The 14059-nt window shown below is 72.5% G+C and carries 8 protein-coding genes; 6 read left to right on the forward strand and 2 right to left on the reverse strand.

What is annotated here, in order from left to right:
- The first annotated feature begins 484 nt into the window (after positions 1-484).
- The 5 genes from IH09_RS33810 to IH09_RS33830 all read left to right on the forward strand — a co-directional run bounded on the left by IH09_RS33810 (position 485) and on the right by IH09_RS33830 (position 10059).
- The gene (locus tag IH09_RS33810) at positions 485-4489 is read left to right on the forward strand and encodes a Pls/PosA family non-ribosomal peptide synthetase (protein ID WP_240150657.1); all 4005 of its coding nucleotides are present in this window, start codon (positions 485-487) and stop codon (positions 4487-4489) included.
- A gap of 87 nt (positions 4490-4576) precedes the next feature.
- Positions 4577-5977 carry an aspartate aminotransferase family protein gene (locus IH09_RS33815; protein WP_052861396.1) on the forward strand — a complete coding sequence of 467 codons (1401 nt, stop codon included), beginning with the start codon at positions 4577-4579 and terminating at the stop codon, positions 5975-5977.
- 152 nt (positions 5978-6129) lie between these two features.
- Positions 6130-7392 carry an aspartate kinase gene (locus tag IH09_RS33820; RefSeq protein WP_052861398.1) on the forward strand — a complete coding sequence of 421 codons (1263 nt, stop codon included), beginning with the start codon at positions 6130-6132 and terminating at the stop codon, positions 7390-7392.
- Between the two features lie 190 nt (positions 7393-7582).
- Positions 7583-8812, forward strand: coding sequence for a DUF418 domain-containing protein (locus tag IH09_RS33825; RefSeq protein ID WP_052861399.1), 1230 nt, complete (start codon positions 7583-7585; stop codon positions 8810-8812).
- A 299-nt stretch (positions 8813-9111) separates the two neighbouring features.
- A complete protein-coding gene (locus IH09_RS33830) occupies positions 9112-10059 on the forward strand; it encodes a trypsin-like serine peptidase (protein ID WP_052861400.1) in 948 nt (315 codons plus the stop codon).
- 83 nt (positions 10060-10142) lie between these two features.
- Here IH09_RS33830 and IH09_RS33835 read toward each other — a convergent pair whose 3' ends face one another.
- Positions 10143-11597 carry an SDR family NAD(P)-dependent oxidoreductase gene (locus IH09_RS33835; protein ID WP_052861401.1) on the reverse strand — a complete coding sequence of 485 codons (1455 nt, stop codon included), beginning with the start codon at positions 11595-11597 and terminating at the stop codon, positions 10143-10145.
- A 373-nt stretch (positions 11598-11970) separates the two neighbouring features.
- Here IH09_RS33835 and IH09_RS33840 point away from each other — a divergent pair, with 373 nt between their 5' ends.
- Positions 11971-12819 (forward strand): hypothetical protein, encoded by an 849-nt coding sequence (locus IH09_RS33840; RefSeq protein WP_052861402.1) that lies wholly within the window; start codon positions 11971-11973, stop codon positions 12817-12819.
- 353 nt (positions 12820-13172) lie between these two features.
- Here the strand turns inward: IH09_RS33840 and IH09_RS33850 are convergent, their stop codons facing one another.
- Positions 13173-13853, reverse strand: coding sequence for a TetR/AcrR family transcriptional regulator (locus IH09_RS33850; RefSeq protein WP_052861408.1), 681 nt, complete (start codon positions 13851-13853; stop codon positions 13173-13175).
- Between the last annotated feature and the right edge of the window lie 206 nt (positions 13854-14059).

A 14059-nucleotide genomic window follows, 5' to 3' on the forward strand; every position in this document is an offset into this window, starting at 1 on the left:
GCGTGGCGATCACCGAGTTCTCCAACGCATATGCGGTCCGGAGTACCACGGATTCCCCGCCTGTGCAATAGCGAACAGAGGATGATCGGGCCGAGCAAAAGGCAGCCCGTACTGGAATCCGGTGACGGATTCCGGCGGCTGCTCACCACTCGGACCGGTAACACATCCGCAACATGGGGACCACCGCCCGCAGGGCGTCTGCACCGTGCGTGTGGGGCGGAGTTTCCCAAGAGGGCTTCATATGCCGGCCGTGCGGTACAGCGGCAGGCCGGCCGGGGCCGTCAGGCACGTACGGATTGCCGCCGCAACGCTACCGGGCGGGCGGTTTCCAAATGGCTCACGCACATCGAACAACCGTGTGCTGAACAGAGTGCCGCTTACGCGTGAACGCAAGGCCAGATAACCAAGGTTGTTGCGAATCCCTCAAGAGAGGTGAGGCATGACAGAAGTAACACCAGCTTCCCGGCCAACGGTTGCGGAAGCCTTGCCGAATTACCCGGATCCGGCGCCTCCCCGTTCGGCGCCGCAGGTTCACATTCTCCCGCAATATTTCGAACAGACTTGTGACCGGAATCCGGACGGTATCGCCCTCGTCTGCGAAGGGACGTCGCTCAGCTACGCGGAGCTCGACCGCCGCGCCAACCGGCTGGCGCATCTGCTGCTGGAGCGCGGCATCGGACCTGACCACATGGTCGGCATCCTGCTGGAGCGGTCCGTCGACACCTATGCGGCGCTGCTCGGTGTCCTCAAGACCGGTGCGGCGTACGTCCCGCTCGATCCGTCGTTCCCGGCCGACCGGATGGCTTTCATCGCGCAGGACGCCGAGTTGGCCGCCCTGGTGACGAACTCGGCGCTGGACGACCGCACCCGGGAGGTCGCCTGCCCGGTGGTCGCCCTCGACCAGGTGGCGGAGCAGCTCGCGGCCCAGCCGACAGGCCGGCCCGGGGTCACCGTCGATCCGTCGTCGCCGTGCTACGTCATCTACACCTCCGGCACCACAGGCCGCCCCAAGGGTGTGGCCGTCTCGCACACGAGCATCGTCAACTTCCTGGACGTCGTCACGCCGATCTACCAGGTGGCGGAGCCCGACCGCGTCTACCAGGGGCTGTCGATCGCCTTCGACTTCTCCATAGAGGAGATCTGGCCGGCCTGGATCGCGGGGGCCACGCTGATAGCGGGCCCGGCCGACGACCGGCGGGTGGGACAGGGGCTCACCGAATTCCTCATCGAGCACGCGGTCACCGTGCTCTGCTGCGTCCCCACGCTGCTGACCACCATCGAGGCCGAACTGCCCGTGCTGCGCAGCCTGTTGGTGAGCGGGGAGGCGTGCCCGCCCGATCTGGTGCGCCGCTGGGACCGGCCGGGCCGCCGCATCCTCAACGCGTACGGCCCCACCGAGACGACCGTCACGGCGACCTGCGGCGAACTGCTCGCGAACCGGGACGTCACCATCGGCCGTCCGCTGCCGACCTATCGCGTCTACCTCCTGGACGAGGAGCTGCGGCCCGTTCCGGAGGGCGCCAGCGGGGAGATCTGCGTCGGCGGTCCCGGGGTGGCCATCGGGTACGTCAACCGGCCCGAGCTCACCGCCGAGCGGTTCGTGCGCAATCCGGTGGAGCGGGACCGTGCCGAGGTGCCCCGGATCTACCGCACCGGCGACCTGGGCCGGTTCACCCCCAGCGGCGAGATCGAGTACCTCGGCCGCGTCGACACCCAGGTCAAGATCCGCGGCTACCGCATCGAACTGGCGGAGATCGAGGAGATCCTGCGCGAGGACCCGGAGATAGAGAACGCGGTGGTCACCCCGCTGGAGCGGGACGGTGTCGTCCAGGACCTGGTCGGCTACGTCACCCCGGCCGACCGCGCGAATCCGCCGGACCACGGTGCCCTGCGCGAGCGGGTGCACACCGCGCTGCGGCGCCGGCTGCCCGACTACATGATCCCGTCCTTCGTCGAAGTGCTCCCCGCGTTCCCCCTGCTGGCCGCCGACAAGGTGGACCGCTCCGCCCTGCCGGCGCCGGTGTCACCGCCGCTGGGCCGGCGCTCCGGACCCCCCGTACCCCCGCGGTCGCCGCTGGAGCACCAGCTGGCCGACGTGTGGCAGGAGGTCCTGGGCGGTACGGAGATCTCGGTCGAGGACGACTTCTTCTGCGACCTGGCCGGCCATTCCATGGCCGCGGCCCGGCTGATCTCCAAGCTGCGGCAGCAGCCGGCGTTGCAGGGCGTGGCCATGGGTGACCTCTACGCCCACCCCACCGTCCGCGGGCTGGCCGCCTTCCTCGAAGCCGATGCCGCGACGCCGGACGAGCAGTCCGCCGACACCGCCCCCACGCCACCCCCCAGGCGGCATTCCACCGCGCGCGTCCTGGGCTGCGGACTGGTCCAACTCGGCGCGCTGTACGTGTGGTTGCTGGCCATGGGCCTCCCGGTGATCGTCCTCCTCTACCGGCTGTGCGTCGCGCTGGACGCACCCGTCCAGGGGCTGGGCGCCGGCACCCCGCTGGACTTCCTGGCGCACCTCGATGTGCCGGCGTTCGTGGTGCTGGAGGTCGTCTGGCTGGTGTTCAGCGTCGCCGTACTGCCCGTGCTCGGCGGCCGCCTGCTGATGCGCGGGGTGCGCCCGGGGTGGTATCCGCTGTGGGGCGCGACCTATCTGCGGTTCTGGATGTACGGCAAGGTGCTCGCGCTCTCACCGCTCGCCGTGCTGGCCGGCTCCCCGCTGCTGCCGCCGTATCTGCGGCTGCTCGGGGCCAGGATCGGCCGTGGCTGCCATCTGTCCTCGCCCGTGGGACTGCCGGCGTTCGTGGAGATCGGTGACGGTACGAGCATCGGCTACGGCGCGCGCGTGCAGCCCTACACCGTCGAGGGCGGCTGGCTCCGGCTGGCTCCGGTCCGGTTCGGCGCCGGCAGTTACCTGGGGACGAACAGCGTCGTACTGCCCGGTGCCGAGCTGGGCAGCGGGGCCACCGTCGGCGAGCAGTCGCTCGTCCCCGCGGATCAGGTCATTCCGGCGGACGAGCACTGGTCCGGCTCGCCGGCCACCCGGCAGCCCGCCGCGCCGCCCCTGCTGGCGGCGCTGGCCGCCGATCCCGACGAGCGCCGCTGGCCGGCCGGGGTACTGGCCGGATTCGCCGCGGGCGCGCTGCTGCTGACCCTGGCTCCGCTGCTGGTCCTCGCGCCGAGCACGGTGCTCGTCGCCTATGTGATCGCCGACCACGGGCTGCTCTGGGGATTCGCCTCCCTGGCCGTGGCCGGGCCGCTGGTCGCGCTGACCACCTGCCTGCTCGTCCTCTTCCTCAAGCGGGTCGTGCTGCCGTCGGTGCGGCCGGGGATCTACGCCGAGCGCAGCGGTTTCGGGGTGCGCAAGTGGTTCGGTGACGGTCTGATGACCCTGAGCCTGACGATGACCCACGCGCTGTACTCCACCCTCTATCTCGTGCCGTTCCTGCGCCTGCTGGGCGCGCGGACCGGCCGCTGGTCGGAGGTGGCGACCGTCAGCTTCGTCGATCCCGACATGCTCGTCATCGGGGAGCGCAGCTTCGTGGCCGATGTCGCCGTCGTGGCACCGGCCGTCTTCCACCGGGGGCGCATCTCGGTGGCTCCGGGAGAGGTGGGGCGGAAGAGCTTCGTCGGCAACGGGGCCCTGGTGCCCGGCTCCTCGCGGCTGGGGGACAACAGCCTGCTGGGGGTGCACTCCGTGGCGCCGTCCCGGCCGATCGATCCCGAGACGACCTGGCTGGGCTCACCGGCGATCTTCCTGCCCCGGCGGGAGGAGAGCCAGAAGTTCCCCGCCAAGCTGACCTACGACCCCAGTCGCGCGCTCATCGCCGCCCGGCTGGCCATCGAGTTCTTCCGGGTGACCCTGCCGGCCACGATCGGCGCGCTCAGCACGCTGGCCGGTCTCTGCGCCTCGGTGCTCCTGGCGGAGTCCGCCCCGCCGTGGCTGGTGTTCCTCCTCGGCCCGGCGCTGGTACTGGGCTCCGCGGTGGCCTCGACCCTGCTGGTGGTCCTGCTCAAGTGGCTGGTGATCGGCCGCTACCGGCCGCGCGTGGAGCCGCTGTGGAGCGTCTGGGTTCGGCGCACCGAACTCATCACGGGACTGTTCGAGAACCTCGTCGTCCCCTCGCTGCTCAACTACCTCACCGGCACCCCCTGGATGGGCACGGTCATGCGGCTGTTCGGTGCCCGTATCGGCCGCCGGGTCTGGCTCTCCACGACGTACCTGACCGAGTTCGACCTGGTGGAGGTGGGCGACGACGCCGCGGTGGGCGAGGTCACCTCCTTGCAGACCCATCTGTTCGAGGACCGGGTGATGAAGATGTCGCACGTCAAAGTGGCGGCGGGCAGTTCGGTCGGCATCCGCTCCGTCGTCCTCTACGACGCGGAGGTCGGCGCGGGCACGTCCCTGGACGCGATGTCACTGGTCATGAAGGGCGAGAGCCTGCCGGCGGGCAGCCGCTGGCGCGGCATACCGGCGCGGCGATGCTGACCCGCACCCGACCGTTCCGCACCGGGGCGACACCACTGCCCCTCCCTGTTCCTCCGCGCTCCTCCACACCCCTCGTAGGAGACTGTCATGACAACCGTTGACCATCCGGGCACCTGGACCGGGCCCCGCGTACAAGGCGATCTGCCCGGCCCCCACTCGGCCCGGTTCCTCGCCCGCCAGCAGCAGTCGGAGTCCAACGCCCGCGCCTACCCCCGGCGCCTGCCGATCGCCCTGGCCGAAGGCTCCGGCAGCTTCGTCACCGATGTCGACGGCAACGTCTTCATCGACTTCCTCACCGGCGCCGGTGTGCTCTCCCTGGGGCACAACCACCCCGAGCTGGTGCGGGCCGTGACCAAGCAGCTCGGCCGGCTCACCCACGGCCTCGACTTCCCCACCCCGGCGAAGGACGCGTTCACCGAGGCCCAGCTGTCGATGCTCCCGCCCGGTATGCGGGACCGGATGAAAGTGCACTTCTGCGGGCCGACGGGGGCCAACGCGGTCGAAGCCGCCCTCAAGCTCTGCAAGACCGCGACCGGCCGCGGCGACATCGTCTCCTTCCAGGGCGGGTTCCACGGCAGCAGTCACGCCGCGATGGCGCTGACCGGCCTCGTGTCGCAGAAGCAGCCGGTCGCCAACGGCATGCCCGGCGTGCACTTCTTCCCGTACTCCTACTGCTCCCGCTGCCCGGTCGGGCTCTCCCCGGACACCTGCGCGACCAACTGCGTCACCCTCCTCGAAAACGCGCTGAACGACGCGAACGGCGGCATCCCGCTGCCGGCCGCGGTGGTCCTGGAGATGGTGCAGGGTGAGGGCGGGATCGTGCCCGCCCGCCCGGACTTCGTCCGGCGGGTACGCGAGCTGACCCGCGCCCTCGACATCCCGCTGGTGGTCGACGAGGTGCAGACCGGCTGCGGGCGCACCGGCACCTGGTTCGCCTTCGAGCAGTACGGCATCGAGCCCGATGTCATCATCGCGTCCAAGGCGCTGAGCGGTATCGGCACCCCGGTCGCCCTCATCCTCTACGACCGGCGGCTGGACACCTGGGCACCGGGCGCGCACTCGGGGACGTTCCGGGGCAACCAACTGGCCTTCGCGGCAGGTGTGGAGGCGATCCGCGTCATCCACCGCGACGATGTGCTGGGCAATGTCGCCGCGCGCGGTGCACAGATCGCCGACCGGCTCGCGGTGCTGACCCGGCTGCCCTGGGTGCGCGAGGTCCGGGGCCGCGGCCTGATGTGGGGCATCGAGCTGGCCGATCCGGGCACCGGGCGGCCCGCGGGCTCCCTGGCGGCCGCGGTGCAGGCACACGCCCTGCGGCAGGGGCTCATCGTGGAGCTCGGCGGCCGGGACGACGGTGTCGTACGGATGCTGCCGCCGCTCAATGTCACGGCGGAGGTCGTCGACACCGCCTGCACGATCCTGCTGGCCGCGGTCGAGGAAAGCTGCCGGGCGCTCTCCGCCCCGGCCCGGCCGGCCGAAGGCCGTTGACGTGCCGGCCGCCGGGGCGCCGTCGTGCGCCGCGGGCGGCCGGCCCCGCACGGGGCGGGCGCCCGGCGGGCACCGGCGTCCGCTCCCCCGCCCCCGCCCCGTGCTCCCCCGCCCCGCACGTGCCGGACAACCTCCCAAGGAGGTCTGATCACATGGCTCTCATCGTCCAGAAGTACGGCGGCTCCTCGGTGCACGACGTCGAACGGATCACCCGGGTCGCCGAACAGATCGTCGCCACCCGAAAGGCGGGGCACGATGTCGTCGTCGTGGTGTCCGCGATGGGTGACACCACCGACAAACTCCTCGATCTGGCCCGGCAGGCGGCCCCGTTGCCGGTGCCGCGCGAACTGGACATGCTGCTGACGGCCGGCGAACGCATCTCCCACGCGCTGGTCGCCATCGCCATCCACGCCCTCGGCGGCCAGGCGTGCTCCTTCTCCGGCCCGCAGGCCGGCGTGCTCACGACGCCGGCGCACGGCCGGGCACGGATCATCGATGTCGTACCGCACCGGGTACGGCAGATTCTGGACCGCGGCCAGATCGCGGTGGTGGCCGGATTCCAGGGTCTCAGCCGGGAGACCGAGGAGATCACCACGCTGGGGCGCGGCGGTTCGGACACCACGGCGGTCGCGCTGGCCGCCGCGCTCAAGGCCGATGTCTGCGAGATCTACACGGACGTGGACGGGGTCTACACCGCGGATCCGCGGATCGTGCCGGCCGCCCGGAAGCTGGACGCCGTCCCCTACGACGTCATGCAGGAGATGGCGGCGGCCGGTACGAAGGTGCTCGCGCTGCGCAGTGTGGAGTACGCCCGGTGCCACGGGGTGCCCCTGCACGTCCGCTCCTCGTTCCACCGCGAACCGGGGACCATGGTGACCGGCACGGCGAAGGCCCCGTCCGCCGAACGGGCGGCGCTCACCGGTATCGCGCACGACCGTTCCGGGGCGCGGCTCACGGTGACGGGCGTACCGGACCGCGACGGGCTCGCGGCGCGCGTGCTGCGGAGCGTCGTCGACGCCCAGGGTGATGTCGACATCGTCGTCCGGAACGCCTCGGCGGCGGACGGCCACAGCGACCTCACCATCGTGCTGTCCGGGGAGAGCGGGCCCGCCGCGGTGGCCGCGCTGGAGGAGCAGCGCACGGACCTCGGCTTCGCCCGGCTGGCGTACGACGAGGGCGTCGGCAAGGTCTCCCTGGTCGGCAGCGGAATCCGGACCCTGCCCGGCGTGACGGCGGCCTTCTGCGCGGCGCTGGCGGCGGCGGGGATCGGCGTGGACACCATGACCACCTCCGAGCTGCGCATCTCGGCGCTGTGCGGTGCGGCCCAGCTCGACGACGCGGTGCGCGCGCTGCACGACACGTTCGACCTCGCGGCGCCGCAGGGGGCGCTCGTCGGCGCGGGTTCCGGGCGGTGACTCCGGCGCCGGGCGGCCTGTCGCGGGCCGCCCGGCGCCGAACTGTCCAGGGTCCGGCCGCGGTCCGGCCGCGGCCGTCACCCGCCCAGGCGTACGGGCACGGGACGGCGGGATGGCAGGCTGCCCAACCGTCGCCCAAATTCCGCGTAAATCACCGCCCTTCGGGGCGCGCACGGCCAACGCTTGAGTCATGACACAGAACACCTCCCCGCCGGAGCAGCAGGCCCCGGCCGCCCCGCCGCTCGGCGACGTCCCGCCGGCGGCGGCGACGGCCCGGCTGATCGGCGTGGATCTCGCCCGTGGCGTCGCCATCTTCGGGATGTACGCCGCTCATGTCGGCCCCGATCCGTCCGTCGGCGGCCCCGTCGGTTTCCTCCTGGAGCTGTCGCACGGCCGGCCGTCCGCGCTCTTCGCCCTCCTGGCCGGCTTCTCCCTCGTCCTCCTGACCGGCCGTCGGACACCCAGGACCGGGCGGGCCGGCCGCCAGGCCGTCGCCCGGGTCCTGATCCGCTCGGCCGTCCTGCTCGCGCTGGGCACCGCGCTCACCATGGCCCACACCCCTGTCGATGTCATCCTCGCCTCGTACGGCCTGTTCTTCGTCCTCGCCCTCCCGCTGCGCCGGCTGCGCCCCGGAACCCTGGCCGGGCTCGCCGCCGGCAGTGCGCTGGTCCTGCCGCAGGTGCTGTACGTGGTGCGGTACTCGATCGACGGCGGCACCTGGGCCGAGGCGGTGACCGGCGTCGATCCGCTCGCCCTGGTCAGCGGTACGGACGGCGTCCTCGACCTCTTCTTCACCGGCACCTATCCGGTGCTGACCTGGATGCCCTTCGTGCTCGCCGGGATGGCGGTGGCGCGGCTCGACCTGTCCTCGACGGCCGTCCGCGTCCGGCTGGCCCTGACCGGCGGCTGCCTCGCCGTCATCGGCTACGGGGGTTCCTGGCTGGCGCTGCACCTGCTCCCCGATGCCGTCACCGCCATCGGCGATGCCGGGGACGGGTCCGGTTCCGCCCTGTCGGCGTGGTGGTCCGACGGCATCGGCGACCCGACGCACGCCACGTCCGCCTGGCTGCTGGTGGCCTCCCCGCACAGCGAGACCACGCTCTCGGTGCTGGGCAACGGCGGCGTCGCCATCGCGGTCCTGGCCGCCTGCCTGGCCGCCGCGGACAAGCTGCCCCGCTTCCGGCGACTGGCCCGGCCGGTCATCGTGGTGGGCACGATGTCCCTGACCGCCTACGTCTTCAACGTCGTCGGGATCTGGGCCCTGCACATCAGGGAGGTGCCCGGCTCACCGCTGCCCCTGCTGTTCTGCTTCGCCGCGGCCATCACGCTGCTGGCCCTGGTGTGGTCACGCCACTTCCGCCGCGGGCCGCTCGAATCCCTCATCCACCACGCCACCGGTGTCGCCCGCCACGTCAGATAGCGCGACGGACCCGGGCGCGCCCGGCCGCGGACGACTAAGCGCGGCGCGGGAGTGGAAAACATGGAGACGGGGCGGCGTCCGGCGGTGCCGGCGGACGGTCCCGCCGGGGCACGGAACCGATGACCGAGGGGTCCAACTCGCCGGTGCGGCACGCAGTTTGTTCCCGTTCGGTTCGGACGGCCGCCGGCCCGCGTTCCGGCACGGTCCGCTCGCCGGGCACCCGGCCGTAGCACCATGGCACGCTCACCACGCCCGTCTCCCCCGTTCCGTACGTCGCGCCCTCAGGAGGAACCCCGACCATGAACAGACCCGTTGCCGTGCGCGGCCGCGTCCCCCTGCTGCTCGCCGCCCTGCTGCTCGGCCTGTCGCTCACCGCCCTGCCCGGCCCGCCCGCGTACGCGGCGCAGGCGCCGGGCCCCGCCGCCGCGGCGGACGACGCGTACTGGACTCCGCAGCGGATGCGCGCCGCCGAACCGGCCGCCGCCGCGCGCGGCGCGCACCCGGCGCGTCCGGCGGCGGACACCCCGCCGAGCCACCCGTTCGACGGTCTGCCGGCGGTGGGGACGTTCTTCTGGACGGACAGCACCAACACCGGCCGGTTCTGCGGCGGAACGGTCGTACGCAGTCCGCATCGCGATCTCGTCGTCACCGCCGGGCACTGTCTGCGCTCCCCCGACCCGAAGCGGCATCTGTCGTTCGTGCCGCAGTATCACGACGGTCTCAAGCCGCACGGCATCTACCCCGTCGACCGCGTCTACCTCGACCAGCGGTACTACGACCTGGGGACGTCCGGGGGTGCCCGCTGGGACTACGCGGTCGTGCGGCTCGGGGCGCGCGCGGACGGGGCCGCGGTGGAGGAGGTGACCGGCGGCTACGACCTGCTCCCGTACCCCGGGTACAACCATCGGAACGTACGGCTCATCGGCTACCCGGGCAGCAGCGACACCACGCACCCCAAACCGCTGGACTGCTCCTCCGCCACCCACCGGTACACGAGCACCGACCCCGCCGCGCCCGGCGACTTCCTGGAGATCGCCTGCGCGGGCTATATCGGCGGCACGTCCGGCGGGCCGTTCCTGGTACGGGACCTCACCGGTTACGCCCTGATCGGCGTCATCGGCGGCTATCACACGGGCGGTGACTTCCCGGACGTCTCCTACAGCTCGTACTTCACCTTCGACACGCTGGCGCTCTATCTGCACGCCGTCCACGGCGACACCCCGGCCGCGCCGCGCCCGGCCGAGTAGCGGCGAAACGGCGGCGCGGCCGGTACGACGGACCGGCCGCGCGGACCGGCGGGGGCGTGCCACGGCCGCCCCCGCCACATGAGTCACCAGGCCGTGGGCGCGTAGTCCTTCAGGAAGCAGCCGAAAAGGTCCTCACCGAGTTCGCCGCGGACGATCGGGTCGTAGACCCGGGCCGCGCCGTCGACCAGGTCGAGCGGGGCGTGGAATCCCTCGTCGGCCAGCCGCATCTTGTCGGGGTGCGGGCGCTCGTCGGTGATCCAGCCGGTGTCCACGGCGGTCATGAGGATGCCGTCGGTCTCCAGCATCTCCCGGGCGCTGGTGCGGGTGAGCATGTTCAGCGCCGCCTTGGCCATATTGGTGTGCGGATGTCCCGCGCCCTTGTAGCCGCGGCTGAACTGGCCTTCCATCGCCGAGACGTTCACCACGTACTTCCGGCGCGCGGCGGCCGCGGCCATCGCCGGGCGCAGCCTGCTCACCAGGAGGAAGGGCGCGGTCATGTTGCAGAGCTGGACCTCCAGCAGCTCGACCGGGTCGACCTCGTCCACCTTCTGGATCCAGCTGTTGCTCGCATGCAGATCCGGTACGAGCCCGCCCGCGTCGATCGCGGTGCCCGCCTCGATCCGGGCGGGCGAGGCCGAGCCGCTGGTCAGCGCGAGGGCGGTGACCTCCGCCGCACTCAGCGCACCCTGCCCGGCGGCGGGCAGGGCCGCGGGGGCACCGCTGCCGAAGTGCCCGATGACGAGGGACGCGGGCAGCTCACCGGCGGGCAGCGGCGCGGACTCGGCCGCGACCAGCTGTCCGTACGCCTCGGGCGACCGGCGGACGGTCTGCGCGGCGTTGTTGATCAGAATGTCGAGGGGGCCTTCGGCGCTCACCGCGTCGGCGAGCGAGATCACCTGGGCCGGGTCGCGCAGATCGATCCCGACGATCTTCAGCCGGTGCAGCCAGTCCGCGCTGTCCGGCATCGCCTTGAAGCGCCGGACCGCGTCGTTCGGGAAGCGCGTGGTGATGGTGGTGTGCGCACCGTCCCGCAGCAGCCGCAGCGCGATGTACATACCGATCTTCGCCCGGCCGCCGGTGAGCAGCGCGCGCCGCCCGGTGAGGTCCGTACGTGCGTCGCGGCGCGCCCGGTTCTCCTTGGCGCAGGCCGGGCAGAGCTGGTGGTAGAACGCGTCGACCTCGACGTAGCGGGTCTTGCAGACGTAGCAGGACCGGGGCCGTTCCAGGATTCCGGCGATCTCGGTGGTCACCGAGCTGGCGAGGGCCAGGCCCAGGGTCTCGTCGTCGATCCGGTCGGCCGCCCCGGTGGCCGTGGCCTCGGTCACCGCCTTGTCGTTCTCCGTCTTGGCGATGCGGCGCTCCTGGCGGCGGCGCTGCTTCACCGTCCGGTAGATGCCGGCGGTGGCGCGCCGTATGGTGACCGCGTCGGGGTGGTCGAGCGGCAGTGCGTCGAGTTCCTCCAGCACGCTCAGGCAGACCGCCATCCGCTCCACGTCGATACCCGTGCCATCGGCCCGGCCTTGCTCGGTCACCGTCATTTACCGCTGCTGCTTTCCTGGTTTCCAGGTTTCCTGGGATCGTTTGTTCGGATAAAGCTCCGGCGGAACTTTACGTAGCCGCGGGCGGCTCCGCCAAACCGGCCGGAGCCCCGGACCACCGGTGACCACGCGATGACCGCTGCCGGGGGGGGCCGGACGCCCGCCCGGCCGTTCGCGGAGGCGGCGCGCGAAGGCCGCTTCGGCCTGCTCGGCCGCGGGCATGGCGTCTCGGGAGCGGCAGGGCGTGCCGGGTACCCGCCGCCAACCGGACTCCCGGGTGGTCCGCACCGGAAAAAGGGCGTTGACCTCGGTGTTCCCGTGGCGCACAGTGAGTCGGCCCCGATCGGGGCCGAGGCCAAAGGGGTGGGGACTTATGACGACGACGGAAGAGTACGGGCAGCGCTGTTCGGAGCTCTTCGCCGCGGGCGGCTACGCGGCGGCGCGCCGGACCGCGCAGGAGGGGATCGGGCAGGACGGCGCGGCCGCCGATCTCTACTGCTGGCTGGCGCTGGCGCACGTCCGGGAGGACGACGACGATCACGACGACGAGGCGGAGAGAGCCTTCCGCAGGGGCCTGGAGATCGCCCCCGATCACCTCGGGCTGCTCGCCGGGTACGCCGAACTCTGCCTGCGGGCCGACGCCTTCGACCAGCCCGGCCGGGCCGCTCGGGGCAAGGTCCTGCTCCGGCGGATCGAGGAGGTCACGCCCGGCTCCTCGGAGGCCGAGCGCGCGGCGGCGGTGCAGCGCTGGACACAGCGCCCCTATCCCTACCGCGAGGACTTCCGGACGAAGCTGGCCGACGCCAGGGCACAGCGCGACGCGGCGGACGCGCAGCGGGCGGACGCCTCGTACACGCTGGAGCACGCCGGCGCCGAGGACGCGCCCCGGCAGGCCGGTGCCCGCGCACAGGACCGCCCCGACGATCATCGGGCCGCCGTGCTCGCCGCCACTCTCGCCGCCCTGTCCGGCCCGCGCAACGCCCCGCTCCGGCCACTCGTCCGCTACCGGGCGCAGGCGTGGACGCTCGCCGCACTGCTCAGCATCTGCACCAACACCCTGCTCCGCGCCACGGGAGTGGTCGAGAGCTTCAGCCTGTGGGGCTTGCTGTGGCTGCTGCCGGTACTGATCCTCGACCGCAGGCTCGCCGCCGCGCGCCGTCAGGCCGAGCGGCAGGTGGTGGCCCAACTGGAAGCACGTCCGCTCGCCGCCGACCCGCACTGACACCCGCGCCGGCGGCGGCCCCGCCGGTGAGCCCACGGGCCACGGCCGGCATCCTCGCCCGCGGCCGGCACTGACGAAGATGCCGACGGGGTGACGGCATCGATCCGGGGCACCACGAGGGCCTACGCCGTTTCCCGCCGCGGCGGACGTTCGGTGGGATCGGGCAGTGGGCGTCTGCTCACGGGCGGCGCCCACCTGGAGGAGCCGGCCGGTGCGCGGCGCGACGTCCGGCTCCTCGTCCGGCCCGACGGTGATCCCGCGCCACACCGCCCGGCCGGAGGCTCCCCGTACGCGGCCGGGAGCGTGCGTACGTACACCGACACCGTCCCCCGGTAGCCCGCCGGCTTCGCGGATCAGCGAGGCGGGGTCAGCAACCCGGCCAGCACCCGGGCGAGGGCGGCCTCGTAGCGGTCCGCCTCGTCGTGGTCCGCGGGGCCGTCGGCGGGCGCGGCCGCTTCGGTGAGGGCCGCGGCGAGCCGGGGGTGCCCGCCCGCCGCGGCGACCTGCCGCAGGTAGGCGGCGTGGTGGCGGGTGGCCGGTTCGCCGCCGCCTAGTTCGTGCTGGACGAACACCGCCGTGAACGCGTTCATCAGGGCGAATGCCTCCAACTTCGCGGCGGCGCCGGCCGGTTGGGCGGCGAGTACGCCGAGGACGTGCTCCAGGACGTCGACACCGTTCGGTCCCAGGACCGGCCTGGCCGTCACCAAGGCCGGGAGCCAGGGGTGCCGTCGCATGATCCGGCGGGCCTGCCGGCCGACCTCGACCAGGTCGGCGAGCCAGTCGCCGGTGGGCTCGGGCAGGTCGTACCCGGCCGCCGTGGAGTCGGTCATCAGGTCGAGCAGATCGTCGCGGGTGGCGACGTAGCGGTAGAGCGAGGCGGCGCCCGTCCCGAGCTCCGCGGCCACCCGGCGCATCGAGACCGCCGCCAGGCCCTCGCGGTCGGCGAGCGCCACCGCGGCGGCGGTGATCTCGGCACGGCTGCGCTCCGCGGGCCGCCCGACCGCCGCCTGTTCGGGACGCATCCAGATCACCATGTCCTGCCGACCGGCCACCCACGCCTCCCGCTTTTCATCCTGCGACCCACTATTTGCGAACAGCGTACCCGAATGGCTAATGTCATTCGCGAACGATGTTCGCGAACCGAGGAGTCTCAATGATGAAGTCAAGCCGCCTGCGTGACCGGCGGGGCGGAGGTGAAGAGCCGCCCGTCACGCAGCAGGGCCCACAGCACACTCGCGCG

The organism is Streptomyces celluloflavus, from assembly GCA_000720995.1.
GTDB lineage: Bacteria > Actinomycetota > Actinomycetes > Streptomycetales > Streptomycetaceae > Streptomyces > Streptomyces celluloflavus.